At 29.4% G+C, this 24,770-nt stretch carries 18 protein-coding genes and 2 riboswitches; of the genes, 2 read left to right on the top strand and 16 right to left on the bottom strand.

The features are described from left to right. Positions 1–821, top strand: an 821-nt coding sequence (locus tag I6E31_07505; protein MCF2639815.1) for a PD-(D/E)XK nuclease domain-containing protein, incomplete at its 5' end; no start/stop codon positions are given. A 111-nt stretch (positions 822–932) separates the two neighbouring features. Further along, positions 933–1,211, top strand: coding sequence for an HU family DNA-binding protein (locus I6E31_07500; GenBank protein ID MCF2639814.1), 279 nt, complete (start codon positions 933–935; stop codon positions 1,209–1,211). Positions 1,212–1,466: 255 nt separating this feature from the next. Here the strand turns inward: I6E31_07500 and I6E31_07495 are convergent, their stop codons facing one another. The 16 genes from I6E31_07495 to I6E31_07420 form a co-directional block, all read right to left on the bottom strand. Beyond that, positions 1,467–2,246 carry an ABC transporter ATP-binding protein gene (locus I6E31_07495; GenBank protein ID MCF2639813.1) on the bottom strand — a complete coding sequence of 260 codons (780 nt, stop codon included), beginning with the start codon at positions 2,244–2,246 and terminating at the stop codon, positions 1,467–1,469. Between the two features lie 10 nt (positions 2,247–2,256). Further along, positions 2,257–3,267 carry an iron ABC transporter permease gene (locus tag I6E31_07490; protein ID MCF2639812.1) on the bottom strand — a complete coding sequence of 337 codons (1,011 nt, stop codon included), beginning with the start codon at positions 3,265–3,267 and terminating at the stop codon, positions 2,257–2,259. A 1-nt stretch (position 3,268) separates the two neighbouring features. Beyond that, positions 3,269–4,321, bottom strand: a complete 1,053-nt coding sequence (locus I6E31_07485; GenBank protein MCF2639811.1) for an ABC transporter substrate-binding protein — start codon at positions 4,319–4,321, stop codon at positions 3,269–3,271. An 88-nt stretch (positions 4,322–4,409) separates the two neighbouring features. Next, positions 4,410–4,588, bottom strand: a riboswitch (cobalamin riboswitch). 231 nt (positions 4,589–4,819) lie between these two features. Further along, positions 4,820–5,182 (bottom strand): dinitrogenase iron-molybdenum cofactor, encoded by a 363-nt coding sequence (locus tag I6E31_07480; protein MCF2639810.1) that lies wholly within the window; start codon positions 5,180–5,182, stop codon positions 4,820–4,822. Between the two features lie 21 nt (positions 5,183–5,203). Continuing rightward, complete coding sequence (locus I6E31_07475; protein MCF2639809.1) at positions 5,204–6,172, bottom strand: sugar phosphate isomerase/epimerase; 969 nt, start codon at positions 6,170–6,172, stop codon at positions 5,204–5,206. Between the two features lie 12 nt (positions 6,173–6,184). Further along, a complete protein-coding gene (locus I6E31_07470) occupies positions 6,185–8,092 on the bottom strand; it encodes a magnesium chelatase subunit D family protein (protein ID MCF2639808.1) in 1,908 nt (635 codons plus the stop codon). 10 nt (positions 8,093–8,102) lie between these two features. Beyond that, positions 8,103–9,131: an AAA family ATPase gene (locus I6E31_07465; GenBank protein ID MCF2639807.1), complete on the bottom strand. Its 1,029-nt coding sequence runs from the start codon at positions 9,129–9,131 to the stop codon at positions 8,103–8,105. Further along, positions 9,124–10,152: a radical SAM protein gene (locus tag I6E31_07460; protein ID MCF2639806.1), complete on the bottom strand. Its 1,029-nt coding sequence runs from the start codon at positions 10,150–10,152 to the stop codon at positions 9,124–9,126. Before I6E31_07460 ends, I6E31_07465 begins: the two co-directional genes overlap by 8 nt. Further along, a complete protein-coding gene (gene cobN / locus I6E31_07455; GenBank protein ID MCF2639805.1) occupies positions 10,142–13,876 on the bottom strand; it encodes a cobaltochelatase subunit CobN in 3,735 nt (1,244 codons plus the stop codon). Before cobN (I6E31_07455) ends, I6E31_07460 begins: the two co-directional genes overlap by 11 nt. After that, complete coding sequence (locus I6E31_07450) at positions 13,876–14,973, bottom strand: adenosylcobinamide amidohydrolase (GenBank protein MCF2639804.1); 1,098 nt, start codon at positions 14,971–14,973, stop codon at positions 13,876–13,878. Before I6E31_07450 ends, cobN (I6E31_07455) begins: the two co-directional genes overlap by 1 nt. Positions 14,974–14,982: 9 nt before the next feature. Next, entirely contained in the window at positions 14,983–15,753 is a 771-nt protein-coding gene (locus tag I6E31_07445) for an ABC transporter ATP-binding protein (GenBank protein ID MCF2639803.1), read from the bottom strand. After that, positions 15,750–16,745 (bottom strand): iron ABC transporter permease, encoded by a 996-nt coding sequence (locus tag I6E31_07440; GenBank protein ID MCF2639802.1) that lies wholly within the window; start codon positions 16,743–16,745, stop codon positions 15,750–15,752. Before I6E31_07440 ends, I6E31_07445 begins: the two co-directional genes overlap by 4 nt. Before the next feature lie 34 nt (positions 16,746–16,779). Then, a complete protein-coding gene (locus I6E31_07435) occupies positions 16,780–17,658 on the bottom strand; it encodes an ABC transporter substrate-binding protein (GenBank protein ID MCF2639801.1) in 879 nt (292 codons plus the stop codon). 87 nt (positions 17,659–17,745) lie between these two features. Then, a complete protein-coding gene (locus tag I6E31_07430) occupies positions 17,746–19,722 on the bottom strand; it encodes a TonB-dependent receptor (GenBank protein MCF2639800.1) in 1,977 nt (658 codons plus the stop codon). 124 nt (positions 19,723–19,846) lie between these two features. Beyond that, positions 19,847–20,021, bottom strand: a riboswitch (cobalamin riboswitch). Between the two features lie 61 nt (positions 20,022–20,082). Further along, the gene (cobN, locus tag I6E31_07425) at positions 20,083–23,823 is read right to left on the bottom strand and encodes a cobaltochelatase subunit CobN (protein MCF2639799.1); all 3,741 of its coding nucleotides are present in this window, start codon (positions 23,821–23,823) and stop codon (positions 20,083–20,085) included. Between the two features lie 22 nt (positions 23,824–23,845). Further along, positions 23,846–24,733, bottom strand: a complete 888-nt coding sequence (locus I6E31_07420; protein MCF2639798.1) for an ABC transporter substrate-binding protein — start codon at positions 24,731–24,733, stop codon at positions 23,846–23,848. Between the last annotated feature and the right edge of the window lie 37 nt (positions 24,734–24,770).

The raw sequence follows: 24,770 nt of genomic DNA, 5'->3' as shown, positions 1-24,770 counted from the left end.
GGTATAATGGATATAGATTTGGAGATACAAAAGTATATAACCCTTGGAGTATTTTAAATTTTTTATCAGAAAGGGAATTTAAAAGTTATTGGATAGATACATCAGAAAATTATCTTATAAAAGATATACTTAAATCAGCTGATAGAGAAACTTTTAATAAACTAAATAATCTGCTATTCGGAAAAGAAGTGGAAGAAGAGATTACAGGAAAATCAACACTTCAAGAGGTTTTAGAGGCTCATGACTTATGGGAGCTGTTGCTATTTTCTGGATACTTAACTATTGATAAGAAAATAGAAGATGATATTTATAGTATAAAAATTCCAAATAATGAGGTAAAAAAATTTTTTAAAGATAGTTTTATAGAGATTTCATTTGGAACAAATCTAACTTTTAAAAGATTAATAAAAAATCTTTTAGATAACAATATTGATAAATTTGAAATAGAACTTCAAGAGATACTTTTAAAATATATGAGCTTTTATGATATTTCAAATATAGAGAAAGTGTACCATAATTTTATCTTAGGTCTGATGATTCATCTTGAAGGAAGATATCATATAAATTCTAATGGAGAAAGTGGACTTGGAAGATATGATATAGAAATTGAACCATTAAATAAAAATATGAGAGGATTTATTTTAGAATTTAAAGTTGCTGATAGTGAAGAAAATCTTGAAAAAAAAGCAGAAGAAGCTTTAGAACAAATAAAAGATAAAAAATATTATGTATCTCTACAAGATAGAGGAATAAAAGAGATCATCTTTGTAGGTATGGCATTTTACAAAAAGTTTGTTAAAATTAAAAGTTTAGAATATTAACAAATTTTAAACAATCTTATTTTTTATTTAAAAATAAAATTAATTAATATTTGTATTTTAGATAAAATTATGTTATAACCAATATAATGATTGGTTAAGGAGGAATTTGAAATGACTAAAAAAGAGTTTATTGATTTATATTTTGAGAAAGGTGCATTCGAAACTAAAGCTGAAGCTGAAAGAAAAGCTAATGCATTCCTTGCTGCTTTAGAAGAAGGATTAGTAAAAGGTGAAGATATTACTTTTATAGGATTTGGAAAATTTGAAGTTGCTGAAAGAGCTGCTAGAACTGGTAGAAATCCTCAAACTGGAGAAGAAATGACTATCGAAGCTAAAAAAGTAGTTAAATTCAAACCAGGAAAAGCATTATCTGAGGCTGTAAATAAATAGTTGGTAATAAAAAAGAGTAGGTTTATTTTTAAGCCTACTCTTTTCCATTACACTTAAAAATTATTTCTTTGAAAGAACAAAATCCTCCAATTCAAAATATAATAACATAATTGTCTCCTTATTCTTTATTTTTATAAAAGATAAACATTTTTTGTTTATATAATAAGATAAGTTAAAATATATTATCATTTTTTCACCTAAAATTGAAAAATTTAAAATTGCACTTCTTTTTAAGAAGTGCAATAATTGTAACTTTTAAAACTCTGGGACACAAAGTTTTCGATTAAATTTTTCCTCATAAAAAAGATGCAAATCAATCTTATAAATATCTTTGAGATTATTTTCAGTTAAAATATCACATGTATTTCCTATGATAAATTTTCCATTTTTACTCAATATTCCTGATTTTTCATTTAACATTAAAGCATGTTCTGGAGTATGAGTTGTAAATATTATTGAATATCCATCTTTGGCTAAAGATTTTATCATTCTTAAGACCCTAATTTGATTTCCGTAATCTAAGTGATTAGTAGGCTCATCAAGAATTATTATTTGTGGTTGTTGAACTAAAACTCTAGCTATTAATATTTGTTGAAATTCTCCACCACTTAATGTAGTTATTTTTTTATCCATAAGATGTATCAAATTTAATTTATTTATAACCTCTATAGCTATTTCATAATCTTTCTTTTTAGGACTGTTAAAAATACCTATATGAGGACTTCTTCCCATTAAAATAAAATCTAATACCTCATAAGAATATGTTGCTGTATGTATTTGAGGAACATAACCTACTATTTTAGAAAATTCATTTCTGGACATATTATAAATATTTTTCCCATTAATTTTTATTTCACCAGATTTTACTTTTTCTAAATTTGTCAAACAATTTAAAAGAGTAGATTTTCCAGCACCATTAACTCCTAAAATACTAAAAATTTCTCCTTTATTTAAAGAAAAAGAAAGATCACTAAATATATTTTTATCATTGTCATAGGAATAACTAATATTCTCTACTTCTAATATTTTATCCATAATTTCCTCGCTATATTTTTGTATGTTGCTTAATTAGAAGCCATGTGTACAAAGGAGTTCCAATAAAACCTGTTAAAAGGCTAATAGGTATTTCGGAACCATTTATATTTCTAGCTAATGTATCTACTACTATAAGGAAACTTGCTCCTAAAAAAGTACTAATAGGTATAAGATATCTATTGTCAGATCCTACTAGCAATCTTCCTAAATGAGGAATTACTAGCCCTATCCACCCTATAGTTCCTGCTAAACATATAGATGAAGCTGTTAAAATTGTAGAACAAATTATAGCTACTCCTCTTAATTGCTCAACATTTATTCCTAAAGATTTAGCTTCTTTTTCTCCTAAAGATAGAATATTTATTCTCCACCTAAGAAAAATAAGAAGTAATCCAGCTATAATTATAGCTGGTGCTACAAAACAAATATCTTTCATATTAATTTTTGCAAGGCTTCCCATTGTCCAATAAGTAATAGTAGCTAGTTGAGTCTCAGGATCAGCGATATATTTAAGAAGCCCTTGTATTGAAGAAAAAAATCCTCCAATGATAATTCCAGAAAGAACTAAAATTAAATTTGAATGATTTTTAAATAATTTTGGAATAATAGTCGTTAAAATTACTGCTAATATTCCTCCTACAAATGCAAAAAGTTGTATTAAAATATATGATGTCTCTAAAATAATACCAATTGAGGCTCCAACACAAGCTCCAGCTGAAACTCCTAATAAATCTGGAGAAACTAAAGGATTTTTAAATATTCCTTGATAAGTTGTTCCAGCTAATGATAGTCCGCCTCCTATTAAAATTGCTCCTAAAAGTCTAGGGAATCTAACTGTCCAAATAACATTTTCCATATTCTTTGTCCAAGTTGTTTCTATATTAAAAATTTTTGAAAAAAATATTTTTATAAATGTAGTAATTGGAATATAGAATCTCCCTACTGTCATGCCTAAGCAAAATATTATAACTGTTAAAATTCCTGTAAAACATATTAAAAATCTAATTTTATTTCTATTCATTTTATTTTCCTGATGGATCTTTATGATTTAAAATATTTTCTATATTTTCATCCGAAATATCATATCCATAGAAAGTATTATAGTAATATTTAATTTCTTTTTTCATATCTATATCTTTAAATAATTCAGGATGAAGCATTTTTGCTATATATTGTAAAAGTAATATATTTTCACTGCTATAATCCCAATCTTTTATTCCTGTAGGACATAAGTAAACTCTATTATTTTGTACAGCTTTTAGTCCTGACCAACTAGGATTATCTGTAATTATTCCTGTACTTTTTAATCTTCCTGTAAATATAACATCTGGATTCCAAGATATTATTTTTTCAATAGTAACAGTATCATTCATTTCTTTTAAAGTATCTTTTGCTAAGTAATTTCCTCCCGCTATTTCTACAAGAAATTGAGGATAAGAATTTTTAGAAAAACAAACAAGTCCTTCGTCAGAACGAGCATAATAAACATTTGGAATTTCTTCAGGTTTTAAGTTTTTAGTTCTACTTAAAATCATATCTACTTTACTATCAAAATATTTATTCCATAATTTTTCTTTTTCAAGAGCTTCTCCACCTAAAGCTTGAGCTGTCACTCTAACTTCATCTTTTTGGAATTTTATAAATTCTTCTATAGTCTTTGGATTATCGTTACTAGGAAATTGAGTTACTATCGCTTCTATTCCTACTTGTTTTAATTTATCTATAGATTCAGGAAGATTCCAATAGAAAGCATATTCAGCTCCTAAACTCATTAGTTCTTCAACATTAGGAGTTTTTGGATTTTTTATAATTGGAATATTTTTTATATTAGGACTAACTATTTTAGACCAATTATTTACAGCTGATGGAGCAACTCCAACAATTTTCTCTGTTTCGCCTAACATAAGAATTTTTTCAAAAGATGGTCCTGTCAAAGCAAGAACCTTTTTTGATTCTTTGGGTATAGTAACTTTTCTTCCTGCTAAGTCAATTACTTCTGTTTCATTCGCATAAAGTAAAGAACTTAAAATAACACTAAAACATAATATTCCTACTGCTTTAAAAATTTTTTTCATATTAACCTCCGAAAATTTTTAGGATTATTTAATAAAAAAACAGTAAATAGAGTCTCTACTTACTGTTAATCAAACAAAAAAGATAAAAATATCTTAATTATGATTTGGTAAGTCTTCTGACTTGGTTTCATCCTACTCTCACGCCTTCCCAGTTTCCCAGTGACATTATTGTGATTTCGTCCACCTTACAGCAGTTTTCACTGTGGGAGATTTTCACTCCTCTTCCTCTATTAAGCTTATATAAGCACCTATTGTCTGTTTGTTTACAAGATAATTGTATATTATCTGTTTTGAAAAGTCAATAAGATATATTTTATAATGTTTGTTTTTATAAATATATTATCGGACTTATGAACTATAAGTACTCAAATATTGTTTAATAAAAATCCCAAGGTTTATTCTAAAAATTGACTTTATTTTTAATAATTTCAATTTTATTAATTTCACCTAAGGATTTTATAAACTTTATTTATTCTTATAAAATAATTAAATTATTTCTTATTTGTGACAATGTGTTGTATACACATGGACATACTCTTTTCCCTTGCAAGTAAGAGTATTATTTAAAAATTTCTTTATTAACTCCTCTATTTTCCCTTCTATTCCCAATATAAACTCCCCACCATTAGCTTTTACTGCATCAAAAACAGTTGATCCAATATGTCCTGTAACTACAACATCAACACCTTTTTCTTTTAAAAATTTTGCTGCTGCTCCATGAGCTGGTTCAGGAGCATCTAATATCTCCTTTGATTTAATCTCTCCATTCTCAATAGTGTATAAAACAAACTTATCACTATGCCCAAAATGTTTTTCTAAATTTTCTCCATCTCTTGTAGGAAATGCCACTACTTTTCTCATTTTTTACCTCCATTTATTTTATTAAAAGATTTTAAATTTTTTTAAAACCCTATCTTGACGTAGTATTTTATCTTCTAACTCTTCATCACTCTTAGCAATCGATTCATAAACTAGGTACTTTATTGGAAGTGATTTTATAATATTCACTATCCCCTCATCTTCAAAGGGATCGTGATAATCAATAGAGTTAATATGTATATATATTCTTTTCATCAAATCCTCTATATCTATTTTTTTATCTCTATTCTCTTCAATACTCTTTCTTACATATTCCCCTGATAAAGAGTAATTAAGGTGCATACCATAGATATAGTTTTTATACTCCCCTAAATTATCAATATTCCTTTTTATATACTCCACTGCCTCTTTTGAGCTTTTCAAATAATAATTACTATTTATCATATGTCCTGTATCAAGCATAAGCCCAATATTTTTATATTTAATTTTTGAAAAAAGATACTCTACCTCTTCCTTATTCAAAAGTTTTAACCCTGGCCACCAAAGATTTTCAAATAACAGTTTAAAATTATATTTTTCATTATCAAAAACTTCATTAATTAATGATATAACCCCATCTAATATCTCTTTATCTGAGTATTTAAAATTATAAGTTAAACTTTCAGTAACTTTAGAATTACAAGCATGAAAAACAACATATTCCACCTCTAATTCCTTTGCTATTTCCAGCTCTTTTTTATAATAATCTATTAACTCCTCTTTGCTTTTCTCTCCACCACATAGAGATTTAAAATATTTTTTATCTTTTAACTCCTCATACAAAGCAGATATATTTCCTGTATATAGTTCAAACCATGATGGGAAAAATCTCATATGATATCCTTTAATATACTCTTTTACTGAAGTATTGTCAGATTCATTAAATTTTATTAGCTCAATCCCATCAAAATTATATTTTTTTATATAATATTCTAAATCCTCTCTTATATTTTCCATATTGATAAAATCTGTTCTATTTAATAGTTTATACATACTTTTCCTTCTTTATATACTATTTTTTATTAATTTAAGCATATCTTCACTTTTTAAATTTTCAAGTTTATAGTACTCTGCACCTAATGCCTCACTTAAAGTTTTCGCCATCTCCAGCTTTATAAATCCCTCTTCTGTATCGATTACAATTGTTCTAATATTCTCTTTTTTTATCTTCTGAGCTAATTCTAAACTCTCTTTTATTGGATCCTTTCCTGAAATAGAATAATTAGCTTTACCATCAGAAAGGAAGAGAATTAATGGAACTACCTTTTCATCTTTTTTCAACTCTTTTTTTATAATATTATATGCTCTCTCTATTCCTGCTGCCAATGGAGTTTTCCCACCAGTTGTTAGTTTCTCCAGTTTCTTTTGAGCAAGATCAATACTTCTAGTAATAGGCAACAATTCTTCAGCACAATCTTTTCTAAAAGCTACTAATCCAACACGATCTCTTTTTTCATAGGCATCTTTTAAAAGTGACATAATCGCCCCTTTCACTGCTTCCATTCTCTTTTTTACCCCCATAGAGCCACTAGAATCAACTACAAATAATATACTTGTTCCTGTCCTTCTCTCCCTAACTTTTACTCTGATATCCTCTTTTCTTATTTTTATTTTCAATCCATTAATATCAGATTTTTTTTGATATGGAGCAGCTGCTCTAATAGTTGCATCAAAAGCAAAATCAATTATTTTTCCCTTAGGAATAATACTCTTTACATATTTCCCTTGAAGAGATCCACTTTTAGTCTTACATCTCTTTCCTGTTCCATTTCTTTTTTTATTGTCCCTTACACTATCAAGAAAAATATCTTTTACTTTGAAAATATCCCCAATTTTAAACTCTTCCTCTAATTCTGAACTATTTTCCTTTTTCTCTTGAGAATTTTCTATATTCTCATCTTCTTCAATCTCTGATTTATCATCAGTATTACAATTTTCCTCTTGGTTATTTTCCTCTTTTTCTTGATTTTTTTGATCTCTATCTGCTAGTTCATTATTGTTTCCACTGTTTTCTTGCTCCTCTGAATTTTTATTCTCCATATTCTCACTATCATCTTTGCTAACAGATTGATTTTTTTGATTTGTCCTATGTGGAAGAACAAATTCAGCAGCCTCTTTTAAATCACTTATATTCAGATATTTTCTTCCATCTAAAGCAGCTAACCCCTTTGCTGTTTCTATCAATATTATTTCAGCTCTATTCCCAGTAGTATTAGCTTCTTCTACTATTTTTATAGCTATATTAATTATCTGCTCACTAGCTTTTATCTCACATAATCTCTCTTTAGCTCTAAAAATTTTCTCTCTTAGTGCCTCATTATCTTCTTTATATTTTTCACAAAATTTTCTAGGATTGTCTTCAAACTCCAATCTTTTTTTAATTATTTTTACTCTTTCTAGTATATTGTCACTACCCTCTACATTTACATAAAGCCCAAATTTATCTAAAAGTTGAGGACGCAACCCTCCCTCTTCTGGATTCATTGTACCTATCAAAACAAATTTACATTGGTGTGAGATGCTTATACCCTCTCTTTCAATATAATTTATCTCTCTAGAGGCTACTTCTAAAATGTTGCTTATAATACTATCTCCCAATAGATTAACTTCATCTATATATAGAATATTATTGTGACATTTTTTTAAAAGTCCATCTTGAAAAACTTTTTTTCCAGTTTTCAATGTTTTTTCTATATCTAAACTTCCCAATAGATTATCCTCTGTTATATTTAAAGGAAGATTTACTATTTTTATCTCTGGAAAAACTTCACCAATACCTCTTACTAATGTTGATTTTGCAGTTCCTTTTTCTCCATTTATCAGTACTCCACCAATTTTAGGATTTATTATATTTAAAAGAAGAGCCTTTTTTATTTTCTCTTGCCCCTCTACTGCTACAAAAGGAAATATCATCTTTTCCTCCTTATAAACTTTCGATTAGTTTCTCTATTTTACTTTCTTCTAAAATACCATCTTCAAAAGGAGTTTTTCTCATTCTATGAGGAAGTGCCAATACTGCTGCTCTCAACATATCCTCTCTCAATACATCTTCTCTTCCCTCATATGCAGCTATTGTTATTGCTGTTTTTATAACACTTATATCAGCTCTATGTCCATCAACATTTAATGCAATAGATATTTTAGCAGCTATCTCATACATCTCATCACTACAATTTACACTATTTAAAATACTTTTACTTCTCTCAATCTTCTCTTTTAAAGCTCTCTCTTCCTCTTCATATTTTTTTATAAAATTCTTAGGGTTATTTTCGAACTCTATTCTTCTTTTTACAACTTCCACTCTTTTACTAGGTTCTCTCTCACCTATTACATCTACTACTAAACCAAATCTATCTAATAATTGTGGTCTTAGATCTCCCTCTTCTGGATTCATTGTTCCTACCAACACAAATTTAGCAGGGTGACTAAAAGAGATTCCCTCTCTCTCTATACTATTTACCCCCATTGCTGCAGAATCTAAAAGCACATCAACTATATGATCATCTAATAGATTGATCTCATCTACATATAAGATATTTCTATTACTTTGAGCAAGAATCCCCTTTTCAAATTTTTTCTCTCCTGTTTTAATAGCATATTCTATATCTAAAGTTCCGACTACTCTATCTTCAGTAGCACTTATAGGAAGATTTATAACCCTCATTTTTCCTAAAGTTTTTTTTATCTCTTCCCCAGAATTATATTTTTCTAAGCATTTATCACAAAACTCCTCTGTTTTATTGGGATCACAATGAAATTCACACAAGTTTTCCTCTCTCTCTGCTAAGAGGTTTGCTAATCCCCTTACTAAAGTTGATTTTGCAGTTCCCTTTTCTCCCCTTATAAGAACTCCTCCAAGACTTGGATTTATTATATTTAATATCAATGCCTCTTTCATTTTTTCCTGTCCCACTATTGCTGTAAATGGGTATAAATAATCTCTACTACTCATTAATCTTACCTGCCTTATCTTTTAATATTTTAAATACTGCTTTCCGTAAAACACAATCTTTATCCTCTAACCCATAAGAAGTATTAAAAATCATTCTTGAAGGGCAACATCCTTTGCAAATATCTCTATATTCACAAAAATTACACCTCTCATATTTTCCAGAAGAAAGTTTTTTTATCTCTATTTCTCCATCTATATTTCCCATATAATAATCTTTATTCCCTACAAGAGAGCTACAAGGGTAGGCATCTCCTTCTGGAGTTACAACCATTGCTTGTCCCAAAGATGAATAACAATAATTTTCACTACTACACCTTGTAGTTGTCCTTATTCTTGCCTCTTCTATCTCTCTTATCACTATCTTTTTCCCTGTTAACTCTTTTAAAATTTCTATTTTTTCATAAGCTTTTTTCAAATTGATATATATATCCTCATCTTTAGGAGGAGTAAAATCTTGATTTTCTAGACAATTTCCTGTAACTCTCAATAAATCAAGCCCAATCCCCTGTATATTTCCTAAATAATATGCCATCTCTACCAACTTATCTAACTTATCAATATTTTTATTGCTAACTACACAATTTAGATTGATATTTCTATTTTTTTCCCTTAAAAGATTTATTCCTTCTAAAGTTCTTTTAGTTTTCCCTCTAAGCTCCTCATTTATCTTTATTGTTCCATCAAAGCTTATTCCAATATTTATTCTCATTTTTGATAGTTTTTCAGCTATCTCTTCTGTTATCAAAGTTCCATTACTTTGGAGTCCTATTTTACAATTATAGCCATTCTCCTCTAAATATGAGTAAATTTTTTCTATTACTTGAAAATTTAAAAGAGGCTCTCCACCTGCTAAAATCAAAGTAAAATCTTTATTTTCACAAAGATCAATAACTTTTTTAGCTGTCTCAAAAGACATATATCCATTATTAAATTTAGGACGAGCATAACAATATTTACAATTTAGATTACAACTGTCAGCCAACCAAAGAACTAAATATTTTATATTAAACTTACTCTTCATACTCTTCAAGATCTCCTTCAATATTTAAATAAATCTTTCTTAAACTTTGAAGTTTTTCTGAAGGAGCATTCCACATCTTTCTTTGTTCAGCCTCTAAAAGTCTCTCTGCTATATTCATTACAGCATGAGGATTATTCTCCTTTAGCCACTCTCTATTCTCTTTGTTTTCAATATATTTCTCTGTTATCTTATTGTACATCCAATCTTCTGCAATTTCCGAAGTTGCATCCCAACCAAAGAAAATATCTACCATAAAACTTACCTCTTGAGCCCCCTTATATCCATGCCTTTTTAGCCCTTCAAACCATTTTGGGTTCAATATACGAGATCTCATAACTCTAGCTGTTTCTTCTTTTAGACTCTTTATTTTAGTTAATTCAGGATCGCTTGTATCTGTGCTATATGAACGTGGATCTTTTCCACTAGCATATTTTACTGCTGCTACTAATCCCCCATGATAAGTATAATAATCATCACTTTCAAGCATATCAATCTCCACAGAGCACTCATTTTTTACAGTTACATCTGCTTTTTTCATTCTAGTCATAAAAATATTCTCTACTTTTTTCCCATGATAGTTACTTCCATAAGCATGTGAACTCCAATTTACATAGGCTCTACCTAAATCCTCTCTTGTTTCCCATTGCTTAGAATTGATTAAAACTCCAACTCCTGCTCCATAAGTTCCCGGTGGACAACCAAAAACCCTCATTTTTGATAGCTCCTCTGCCTCTTTTAAATCATACCCATCTTTTAGTAGTTGAGATATATCTTCATTGATATTCTTTTTAATATAATTGATCTCTTCTGGCTCATCTAATTGAGTTACTAAATTAACAGCCTCTTCTAACAGCTTTATAAGAATAGGAAAAGTATCTCTAAAAAGCCCTGTTATTCTTAAAGTTACATCTATTCTCGGTCTTTTTAATTCCTCATAAGGTATAACCTCTAAACCAATAACCCTATCTCCATTGTTAAGCCAAATAGGTTTTACTCCCATTAAATATAAAGCCTCTGCAATATCATCACCATTGGTTTTCATAGTTTCTCCACCATATATAAGCAGGGCTATATTTTTAGGTATCTTTCCCTCATCTTGAAGATACCTTTCAATCAATTTATCCCCCAGTTGAACTCCTACTTTCCAAGCAGCTCTTGACGGTATCTTGTTTGGATCTATTGCATAAAAGTTAGTTCCTGTAGGTAGGATATCTATATTTCCTCTAGTGGGACACCCTGATTGCCCCGGAGATATAAACTTTCCATTTACCCCTTTTTCTGTACTCTCCATCTCTCTAACTGTATCTTTAATTTTGGGTAAAACTATTTCAAGAATATTTTTCCTTAAAGTGACAAGATATCTATTTTCCTTTACCTCATAATCTAAATACTCTTTCTCAAAAACATCTTTATTCTCCAAAACAATATCTTTTATTATTTTTAATCCAATATTTCTAATATCATCTAATATCATAAGATTAGTTTTTCCATTATTAGAAAAATGAGGATTATTTTTTAACTCCTCTATCTCATATCCTAAAGCTTTTCCAATAGTTTTATCTATCCCCATCATTCCACAATTATCTATCCTCATAAGAGCTTGAATTAGAGTAGCACATCTCTCTCCTTTAGCTGGTTCTCCCAAAATGTGCAATCCATCCTTAATTGTAGAACTTTTTAACTCCTCTATATATGAGTGAAGTTTATTAATAAATACCTTATAATCTCTTATAATATCTTCCTTTTCAATATTCATATCCAAATTATAGTTATATTTAAAAACCCTATCTAAAATATCCTCTTTTAGCACTTCTAATTTAGTGTCCTTTGAATTTTCAGCCTGATAATATTGTTTAATCAACTCATCTAGCTCCTCTATATCCTCATACTCTCCAGCCAGTGTAAGAGCTGGAATCATATATGAAATAAGAGCTGCATAACTTCTTCTTTTAGCTTGTAATCCCTCTCCTGTTACATTTATCGAATAATCATATAGGTGTGGGATATCATCAATATTAAAATCTGGTGTACAACTACTGCTCAATCCAATCTCTTTCCCCGGCAACCATTCCAATGTCCCATGAGTTCCCACATGATAAATTACATCTGCTTTAAATATCTCTTTTATCCATTTATAAAAAGAGTAATATTGATGAGGTATCATAAAATCTGTATTGTGGTACATCTCTTCAGCTTTTGCTATCATTCCTCTAGCAGGTTGAAGTCCTATAAATATATTTCCATTTAGAATCCCGGGAACTGGAATCAGATTATCATATACCATAAACTCCCCTAGAGGCTCTCCCCATTGAGATTCCAACTTCTCTTGTGCCTTTTTATCTAACTTTTTAAACCAACCCATATATCTATCTTTATCTATTGTATCTATACTTTTTTCCAAAACTTTTTCAGGAGTCAACCAATTTTGATCATTAGAAACTCCCTTTATAATCCTTTGTATAATATCATTTCCATTTTCAAAATCATATTCAGTTTTAATTCCCAACTCTTTAAATTTATTTACCATATTGTATACAGAATTAGGAGTATCCAACCCAAAAGCACAACCAATCATATCATTTCTTGGAGGCATATTATGAAAAATTATAGCAACTTTCTTATCTCCATTTTTTTTATTAGCTAGTTTTGACCACCCCATAGCCATTCTTGCTATTTTATTCACTCTTTCCTCTATAGGAAGAAAGATATATTTCTCTCCAAACTCATCTTTTATAGTTTCATGGGTACAACAGGTTACAGAGATTATCTGTCCGTCAAACTCTGGATAATATACCCCTGTTGTAAGTGACATTGTATCTAAACCCCTCACATCATTTTCCCATGTTTTTCTATCTTGATAAGTTGTCATTCCCTGTATCACTGGTACTTTTAAATCTTCAAAAATAGATTTATTAACTACTGTTGTTCCATCTCCCGGCTCATTAAAAATACTTTGAGAGTAACCTAATAAGTTAATCACAACATCTACTATTGTTTCCCCATTTTTACTAAAATAGTTATCCAATACCCACTTAGTACCCTTAGCTTTAATAGATATATCTGGAACAGAGTTTGTAAATACTGAAAATGGAGTTCCTCCCTCTCTTTCTATCTCCTCTATAAATTTATCTATAACCTCCATCTTTCTACTTTGCCACTCTCTACCATGAAAAAGTATACCTATTACATTCTTCTTTTTTGATATCTTTTCAATAAAGCTATCTACATCTTCAACAATCTTTCCATCTGAATATATCCCTTCCCATTTAGGAAAGATACAATCTTCCACTTTATAATCTGTTTTTCCTATACTATTTGCAATATAGAGAATCATATTTTTATAGTTCTCTTCTCCTCCAAGAAGATAATATTGTGTAAGCTTATCATAAAGGAGAGGAGAGATTCCAGAATTTTTTGTAAACTCTCTTGTTTCATCTTCTATTGTTGAATGAATAAAGAAAGGCTTTATCTTTTCAAATCTTTTTTTCATCTTTAAAAAGCTTTTAAAATTTGAAACTCCACCATGTAGCATCATACAAATAAAATCACTTTTTGCTATTGAATTTATAAGATTATTATAAATATTATTTGAAGAATCAATATCTGTTGCTGTAAAAAATTCAAAGTCAAATTTGTTTGGATAGCTGCTCTTTATACTGTTACAAACTTTATTTAAACTGTACATATTATCAAACATTGAGGTTATAAATACAATTTTAAACATTATTCCTCCCACTTTTCCTTTATATATTTTAAAAGAATCATTATGTAATTTCCTACTAAATCATTTTTTACATACTCTTTATCTTCAATAGTTAAATTTTCTATTTGAAGTTTTTCACATATTATCTCTCCTAGCTTTTCACAACTATTTTCAACAACCTCTCTTGAAAGAAGTTCCCAATCTAATTGATCTAATAGGTGTATATATAGAGAAGTTAAAGCCACTATTTCCTCATCTACTTCTATATTTTTTATAAACTCCATATACTCTAGTTTTTTATTTGATTTTTCTGGGTAGAACTCTATATATTTTTCCCAAACTTTTTCAGCTGTTATTCCATATCTTCTTCCACGTCTAAAAATAGATTTTTGCCTTTGAGGAGTAAGATCAGATTGTTTTGCCAAAGCCTCTTTTACTCCCTTTTTCACTGCTTTTCCTATAAGTTCTCCCAATTTAGAGTGTTTCCCTGCATCTTTATAAGTTCTCTCACTTTCTAAGTTACAATAAACAATTACCCCATCAGTTCCTGATCCAGTTGCTATCCCTGAAGAGTACTTACTTCCCTCTAATAGCTCTTGAATAGCAGCAGTTTTTGCCTCTGTTATTGTAATCAAAGCTCTAGTTAAAGTATGAGGCAATAGGTTTCCATTTATTGCTACCATTATATTTATTGTCCCGTGTTTAACTTGTTCTATCTTCCCATTATTTTCTATATATGAGGCTGGATCTCCTACACGTCCACCATTGGTTTCAATCCCACCTGTAATTAATGCTGTAACTGAAAGATCTTCATATTTCTCTACAGTTATACTCATATTCTTCATATCTGCAGCAGTTCCCAATCCAGTTGTATACTTAGGATCAAGCCCTAATTCTTGTGCTATTATCTCCATATGCTCTTTATATGTAGGAGCTTTTAGCTGACACCCCATTCCCGGAGCAGTTTTTGCATCATTATTAAAGATTGCTGTTATATTTTCTGAATATCCTCCATTGATTATACCTGTACTAAGAACGCCTCTTTTTCCAACAAATTTTACAATTACACTTTTATTATATTGATATACTTTGTCCCCTGTATCTAATATTTTCAACATTGATCCCCCTTATAATATGCAAAAATCTAGCTCTCCTGTTATTGGATTTTTATATATTTTGGCATTTATTCCATAAACCTTATTTAAGTTCTCCTCTGTTATAACCTCTTTTGGTGTTCCATCAGCTACTATTTTCCCATTCGACAATAAAATTAATCTTGTACAATATTTTATTGCTATTCTTAAATTATGTATAACTGCAATTACAGTCTTTTTCTCCTCTTGCATCTTTTTAACAATTTTAAAAAGCTCATCTTCATACATCATATCCATACTTGCTGAAGGCTCATCTAACAACATCACTTTACTTTCTTGAGTCAATACCTTTGCAAAAAGTACCCTTTGTCTCTCTCCACCAGACAATTCCAATATTGATTTATCCTTAAATTTTAAAGTATCTGTAAGTTGCATATATCTCTCTGCAATCTCTCTATCTTTTTTACCATACTCTTGAAATCTCTCTAAATATGGATATCTTCCTAATACAACTACATCTACACAAGGAAAATCAAAGCCTAAATTTGTATTTTGATTCATAAAAGAGATATTTTGTGCTAACTCTTTCTCTTTATACTCCCTTATATTTCTTTCATTAAAAAATATATTTCCAGATTTTATCTGATTTATACCATTTATTGTTTTTAATAGTGTTGTTTTTCCTGATCCATTTGGACCAATTATCCCTATAATCTCCTCCTCTTTACATTGAAAAGATATATTCTTTAAAATCTCTCTTTCCCCTATAGAGTAACAGATATTATCTATTTTTAAATTCATTATAATCCCCTACCCTCTTTTCTAATTTTTATAATTAAATAAATAAAGTAAGGTGCCCCAATTAATGAAGTGATTATTCCTACACTTACTTCACTTGGAGCTAAAACAACTCTTGAGATCAAATCACTAAATGTTAGAAAAAAAGCCCCTGCTAGAAAAGATGCTTTCAATAACTTTCTGTTGTCAGCTCCTATTATTTTTCTCAACATATGTGGAACAATAAGCCCTACAAACCCTATATTTCCACTTATACATACAGATATCGCCGTAAGCATAGCTATAATTATTAAAATTTTCTTTCTTATTTTTCTAATATTTATTCCTAAAGATTTTGCCTCCTCATCTCCCAATAAAAGTATATTCAACTCTTTACCATAGTAAAAAAGAATAAAAGTAAGTATTAAAATTGGAAATACCCCAAAAAGAAAGTGCTCCCATCTTCTTCCACTTAAACTTCCTATTGCCCAAAATATATACTCTTTTATTTGAGATTCCATAAGATTTGTTAAAATCATAGAGGAGATAGCTCCTACAAAACTACTTATTGCTATTCCTGATAAGATAAGCAAAAGATTGTCTGTTCTACCTTTTAAAGATGCTAACTTGTATACAATAGAAGATACTAAAAGAGAAAAACATATTGAAAAAAATGGCATTGCAAAAATACTTAATGAACTTAACCCTAAAGCTATTGACAGCACTGCCCCTAAACTTGCTCCACTAGAGATACCTATTATCCCAGAATCTGCTATGGGGTTTTTTAAAAGGCTTTGCATTGTACAACCACAAACAGCTAATGCTCCCCCTACAATTACTGCTGTCATTACCCTTGGAAATCTTACATAAAATACAATAGGAATATAACTTTTCTTTGCTATTTGAAAATCTGTTCCACCTATTTTATTTAAAAGTATCTTTACAACTTCTGGAATTGGCACTTTTACTGCCCCATAAAATAGTGAAAATAGAATAATGGCTATCAACAACAACAGCATAAATATATTAAAATCTATTTTTTCTTTTTTCAAATCATCTCTCCTCCAAGTTATATATTTTTTTTGCTAATACCTCTATTCCATCAATCATATATTGTGAAGTTGGAGCAGTTACCTTATATTTTACAGGGATAACCCTTTTGCTTTTCACTGCTTTTAAATCTTGAAGGCTTATATCATTAATAAAAAAGTCTAAAAACTCCTCTCCATCTGTATATTTATCCCATATTGGAATAATTATAATATCTGGATCTAACTCTATTACCTTTTCTTTATTAATCTTTTCAGAGTTTTCAATTCCATTTTCGGCAGCTATATTTATTCCACCAATAAGTTTTACCATATCATCAAAAGTTGTATTTTTTCCACTTGTTGTTTCAAAAGGTGTATAAAACATTATTTTTAATTTTTCCCCACAATAATTTTTTTCTATTTTATTTTGAATAACTCTAAGCCTTTGCTCCATATTATTGACTATTTTTTCTCCATTTTCTCTTTCATCTACTATACTAGCCAACTCTTTTATCAACTGTTTTTGTTCTTCAAAAGTTTTAGGAGTTTTGTATGTGTAGACATTAGCTCCTGTTTCTTCTATCTGCATCAATATCTCTTTTTTCATCCAATCTGCTGTAATAACAAGATCTGGATCTAACTCAATCATCTTTTCTATATTGCTTTCTACCTTTGGAAACTTTTTAGCCTCTTCTACAACATATGATATTTCAGGGTCTTCATTTATCTTTCCGCTTAAACCAACTATTCTATCTGAATTTACTAAACTTAATATCATTTCATCACCACTTAAAGTCAATGAAACTATTCTTTTATATTTTTTAGGTGTTATCTCTTTTCCAAAAATACTACTTGTTAAAAATACTATTAATAAAACAATTAAATAAGCTGTTTTTTTCAATTTTTGCCTCACTTAAAACATTAAAAAATTAACTATACTTAATAAAGCAGGCAGAGAAATTTCTACCTGCTTTATTGTTAAATTTTATTAGAAATTATATCTAAATCCTGCATAATAGCTTCTTCCATCTGCTGGGTAGAATAGTGTTCTAGGACCTGCATCCCAAGGTGATCTTGTTGAAGTGATTGTATTACAATACTCTTCATCAAATAAGTTTCTTATTCCTCCATATAATTCTAATCCATTATCTAAAGTATAAGAGATATTTGCATCTACAGTTACATAATCATTATCTTTTCCAAAATAGTTGTCAAAATCATCTTCTGCATAAGCATCAGCTTGATAATAGATATCTGTATTTACATATAATTTTTCATTAAATCTATATGTTGCTCCTAGGTTTAATGTCCATTCTGGAACTCCTGCAAATGTATTACCATCATACTTACCACTTGTTACCTCAGGTTTAATATATGAAATATTTTCTCTTAAAGTTAATTTATCAAAATAGTGTGCTAAAGATAATTGAGCTCCTGTTCTTTCAACTTTTCCATCAAAGTTTCTATTTCTATCATTATTTGCATCAGTTTTATCATAATAAATTTCATTATCTGATTCAATATAGAATACTGAAGCTGCTAATGATGTATTTTTATAGTAATCTCTTACTCCAATTTCATAAATATCATTTTTTTGAGTTTTTACATCTCCATACCAATATCCAGCATCAGATATAGTTGGAGTTCTCATTGCTCTAGTATAGTTAAAGTAGAGATTTCCTGTATCAGAGTATAGATAGTTTACTCCAAATTCATAGCTATCATTATTTGAATAATCAGCATCCATAGGTTTTATTTCCACTAATTGCCAATTCTCACCATATATTTTAGAACTATATTTATATTCTACTCTTTCTCTTCTATATCCTTGAGTAAACTCTAAGTTTCCAAATGTAGTTTTATTCATAATATATCCAGCATATGATTCTCTTTCATCATCTGGAGATTTTTGAACCTTTCCATTTACAGTTACTGGTGTTTTAAATTCTCTATTTCCATCTCTATAATCTCCACCTACGATAATATAACTATTATCTCCATAACTATATTTTACTTGTGGTTTAATAAAATATTCTTTTGTTAAAGTATTTTGGTTTTTACTTTCCTCTTCTGAATATCCACCATAAATTAAGAAATCTAATTTATCTGTTAATTTTTTATTATATGAAAGATTCCAAATATCAGTTATACTATGAATAAGTCCTCCATATGAACCTATTTGAGTAGGTTTATCTTCAAATTGAGATTTTTCCAAATATCCAGTATAATAATCTTTTGTTTTATTATGATTATATCTTAACTCTATATTTCCATCTTTTAATAGATATTTACCTCTTAACCAAATAGATTCTCTTCTATCTTCATCATTTTTATATTCAGGATTTCTATCTCTATAATCCATACTTGAATATCCAGAATAAGAGGTATTAACTAACAGTTTTTCTCCAATTTTAGTTCCATAAGTTAAATTTGCTCTTGTTGTTTCCCAAGAACCTGCTTCTAAACCTACACTACCATAATTTACTTTATTTTCTGGTGCTTTAGTTATAATATTTACAACCCCTCCAATAGCACCATCCCCATACATTACAGCTCCTCCACCTTGGATAATTTCAATTTTTTCAACTTCTCCTATTGGAATAGATGTTATGTCTGCTCCATTAAAACTATTAAAAGGGATTCCATCTAAAAGAATTACTGTGTTGTAATTAGAAGTTGCTCCTGACCCTCTTAAATCTATTTTTGGAGAGGCTCCATCCATTTTTCTAACAATTACTCCCGGTACTCCTTTTAAAGCTTCATCAATAGTTAAAGCTCCCTTTTCTTTAATCTCTTCAGCAGTTACTACATAAACGTTTTTAGCTGTTTCATGTGCTGATGTTCCAAAGCTTTCAGTTGTAGTAATAACTGTCTCCTTTAATTTTTGACTTGCTAAATTTTCTTCTGCCATTGCAGTTGTTCCAACAGCTAATATAGCTGCTAGCATTAAGTATTTTTTCATTATTCCTCCTAGATTTTTTATATATTTTTAATATTTTTTAAGCAAAATTAAAAAACCCTGATTAGGTAAACATCTTACCTAACCAGAGCACCAATTACAAATAATGAAAAAATCCTATTTTACATGATTATTTATATGATTAATTGGTAAGTCTTCTGACTTAGCTTCATCCTACTTTCACACCTTCCCAGTTTCCCAGTGGTTTATCGTGATTTCGTCCACCATACAGCAGTTTTCACTGTGAGGGATTCGCACCCTACTTCCTCTATTAAGCTTTATGCACCTAATTATTTTTTGTTTTATTTCTAATTTAAGAGTACTATAATTAAACTAAAAAGTCAATAGTTTATTTATAATTTATCTCTATTCTTCAATTTCTTCCACATCTCCTTCAATTTCAAGATAGATTTTTCTTAGCTCTTTTAACTTTTCAGAAGATATATTCCACATTCCACGTTTCTCTGCCTCTAACAATCTCTCTGTTATATTTAACATAGCATGAGGGTTATTTTCCTTTATCCACTCTCTATTCTCTCTATTTTCTACATACTTTTCACTGATCTTATCATACATCCAATCCTCTACAATCTCTGAAGTAGAATCCCAACCAAAAATAACATCTACCATAGCACTAATCTCTAAAGCTCCTTTATATCCGTGACGTTGAAGTCCCTTAAACCATTTGGGATTCAGTATACGAGATCTCATTATTCTTGCTGTTTCCTCTTTTAAACTTTTTATTTTAACATTATTTATATCACTTGTATTTCCACTATAAGATCTAGCATCTTTTCCACTAGCATATTTTACTGCTGCTGTTAATCCTCCATGATAAGCATAATAATCATCACTTTCAAGCATATCAAGTTCAACAGAGGCTTCATTTTTTACTGTAATATCTGTTTTCTTTAAACGACTAACAAAGGCATTTTCAAACTTTTCCCCGTGATAACTGCTACTATAAGCGTGACTGCTCCAATTTATATATGCTCTTCCTAAATCCTCTCTTGTCTCCCAATTTTGTGATTCTATCAAGGTTCTTACCCCTGTTCCATAAGTTCCCGGAGGGCAACCAAACACCCTAATTTTTGCCATATTTTCTGCCTCATTTAAAGAACAACCTTGATTTAAAAGCTCTGCTATATCATCTTTTAAATTCTTTTTAATATAATTTATCTCATCATCTTCATCTAACTGTGAAACAATGTTCATAGCATCTTCTAATAATTTTATTAAAGTTGGGAATGTATCTCTAAAAAGCCCAGATATACGAAGGGTAACATCGATTCTTGGTCGTTTAAGCTCTCCATAAGGTATAGCCTCTAATCCAATAACTCTATCTCCATTGTTGTGCCATACTGGACGAACACCCATTAAATATAGTGCCTCTGCTATATCATCACCATTGGTTTTTATTGTATCTCCACTATAAAGAATCATAGCTATATTTTTAGGAAGTGTCCCCTCATCTTCAGCATATCTTTCAAGCAACTTCTCTGCTAATTTTATTCCAACTTTCCATGAGGCTCTTGAAGGTATCTTATATGGATCTATTGAGTAAAAATTTGTTCCTGTTGGAAGTATATTTATATTTCCCCTTGTTGGATACCCTGATTGCCCAGGTAAAATAAATTTTCCATTAGCTCCATTAATTACACTTTCGCTTTCTCTTTTTGTTGCTAAAATCTTTGGTAAAACAATATCTAAAACATTTTTTTCTAATTCTAAAATATATTTTTCATCTAAAATAGAATACTCTTTAGAACTCTTAATAACCCCTTGATAATCCTTTTCTCCCAATATCTCACCTATAACTTTTTCAGTTAAATTTTGAATATCATCTACTATCATTAGGTTTGTTTTACCATTCTGCTTTTTTTCATATGGATTATTTTTAAGATATTCAATATCATATCCTAAAGCTCTTCCAACTAAGGTATCTGCTGGTTTCATTCCACTATTTTCAACTCTTAAAAGAGTATGAATTAAAGATATCAATCTATCTCCAGAAGCGGCTTCTCCCAAAATGTGTAACCCATCTTTTATTACAGAACTTTTCAATTCTTCAACATATGAATGAAGTTTATTTATAAAGCTATTATAATCATTTCTTATCTCTTTTTCACTAATATTCATATCTAAATTGTAATTGTGTTGGAAAACCCTTTTTATAATATCCTCTTGTAAATCTTCCAATTTTGAACTTCTGTTTAATTCAGCTTGATGATACTGTTTTATTAAATCATCTAACTCCTCTATCTCCTCATATTCTCCAGATAAAGTAAGTGCTGGTATCATATATGATATTAAAACAGCATTGCTTCTTCTTTTTGCTTGTAATCCCTCGCCAGAAATATTTACTGAATAAGGATATAAATGTGGGATATCATCAATATTAAAATCTGGACAGCAACTACTGCTCAAACCAACCTCTTTTCCCGGTAACCACTCCAATGTTCCATGAGTTCCTACATGATAGATCACATCTGCCTTAAAAATCTCCTTTATCCACTTATAAAAAGAGTAGTATTGATGAGGAATAATAAAATCTGTACTATGGTACACCTCCTCAGCTTTTTCCTCCATCCCTCTTGAAGGTTGTAAACCTATAAAAACATTTCCATTGAGTATCCCCGGGACTGGAAAAAATCCATCATAAATCATAAATTCTCCAGGAGCTTTTCCCCATTGTTTCTCTAACTCTTTTTTTACTTTTTCATCTAGCTTCTCAAACCAGTCCATATATATTTCTTTAGAGATTTTATCAATACCTCTTTCTAAAACTTTTTCACTACTTAGCCACTTTTTATCATTTGAAACTCCAGCTATTATTCTATTTATTATCTCATTTCCATCTTTAAAATCATAATCAAGCTTTATTCCAATCTCTTTAAAAAGTTTTATCATATTGTTTACTGATGCAGGAGTATCTAAACCAAATGCCCTCCCTATCATATCATTTCTTGGAGGCATATTATGAAAAATCACAGCAATTTTCTTTTCCTCATTCTTCTTAGCTCCCAATTTAAGCCAATTTATTGCCATTCTTGTAATCTTATTTACACGTTCATCTATTGGAATAAATATCTTTTTCTCTCCTATCTCATCTTTTACTATCTCATATGTACAAGCTGTTACAGAGATTATCTGTCCATCAAATTCTGGATAATATACCCCTGTTGTCAATGCTTCACTATCTAGTCCTCTTATATCAACATCCCATGTTTTTCTATTCTGATAAGTACTCATTCCCTGAATTACAGGTATTTGTAAATCTTCGAAAATACTTTTCTCAACTACTGTATCCCCATCTCCAGGAGTACTAAATATTGTTTGAGAATATGCTAATAAGTTAATTATCACCTTAGGGATAACTTTTCCATTATGCTTTAAATAATTTTCTATTACCCATTTTATTCCCTTAGATTTTATTTCAGGTCTTTCAATAGAGTTAGTAAAGATAGCATAAGGTGTTCCCCCCTCTTTCTCTATCTCCTCTATAAATTTATCTACAACTTTTATTCTCTTGCTATTCCACTCCTTTCCATGAAAAAGAATGGTAATAACATTATTTTTTTTAGAGATCTCCTCTATAAACTCTCTCTCATTTTCTACTAAATTTCCTTTAGAGTAAATACCTTCCCATCTCTCATATTGATAATTTTCATATTTATAGCTTTTTTCTCCAAATTGTGAAGCTGTGTATAAGATAAGGTTTTTATAATTTTTCTCTCCACCTAAAGTATAATATTTTGTCATATTATGCACAGTTGTAATAGGTATTCCACCTTGCTCTGTATACTCTCTATTTTCATCACCAATTGTAGTATTTATAAAAAATGGAACTTTCTTCCAAAAATTATTTTTTATCTTATCAAAATTTTTAAAACTTGACACTCCACCATGTAAAAGCAAAAATACAATGGAAGTTGTTTCTAACTGTTTTTCCAATTCTTCATATTTTTCCAATGATTCATCAACTTCTTTTGAGTTAAAAAAACTAAAATTAAACTCTCTAGTATACTCTTTTTCAAGTTCATAACACACTTTTTTTAAAATATAACTACTGTCATAATGAGATGTAATAAAAGTTATTTTAAACATAAATCCTCTACTCCTTCGAAAATCATTTTTCTTCTTCAAATTGATATATTAATTCAGCTAATTCCTCTATCCCCTCAATGATATATTGAGAGTAGATATAGATATATTTTCCGGGAATTACATAGACTTTTTTATCTTTTACAGCTTTTATATCTTGACAACTGATATCTTTTGTTAAAAAATCAAGAGCCACATTGTCATTCTTTTTTGTTATCTCAACATCTTCCCAAGTTGGAGATATAATAATCTCTGGATCTAATTCAATTACCTTTTCTTTTGAAATTTTTGCAGATCTATAGATTCCATTTTCACTAGCAATATTTTCAGCAAAAACTTTTTGGAGCATATCTCCAAAAACACTTCCCTTTCCATTTGTACTCTCTGAATAAGAATATTCTAAAACTCTTGGTGTCTCTCTATTTAGCCCTTTTATTCTCTCTTGAACTTTCAAAAGACGAGTATTCATATCATCAATTATCTCTTGGCTTTTTTCCTCACAATCTAAAACACTTCCTAACTCTCTAATTAAATCTTGTATCTCCTCAAAAGATCTCGGTGTTTTATAAATATAAACATTGATATCAGCATCTTCCAATTGCAAAACAATCTCTCTCTTTAACCAATCTCCAGCAACAACTATATCAGGTTCAGCCTCAATTATTTTTTCCACATTGTTATCAAACTTATTAAATTTATCCAATTTTTTATTTAATACAGATTTCATCTCACTTGTATTGCTGTGTCCACTCATTCCTAAAATTCTATCATGTGGCACTAAATCATATAAAATTTCATCTCCTGCCATAGACATAGAAATAATTTTTTTATATCTCACTTCCTCTAAATTTTCACTTCCAAAACTCAATGTAAAAAAAACTAAAGATAATAGAATATAGACTATCTTTTTCATCTCTCCTCCTATTTGAATTATTTTCTATTCTAATTTA

It is taken from the genome of Fusobacterium varium, assembly GCA_021531615.1.
Classification (GTDB): Bacteria; Fusobacteriota; Fusobacteriia; order Fusobacteriales; family Fusobacteriaceae; genus Fusobacterium_A; species Fusobacterium_A varium_C.
The sequence above is the reverse complement of the archived record's forward strand: the minus strand, read 5'-3'. Positions and strand labels throughout refer to the sequence as shown.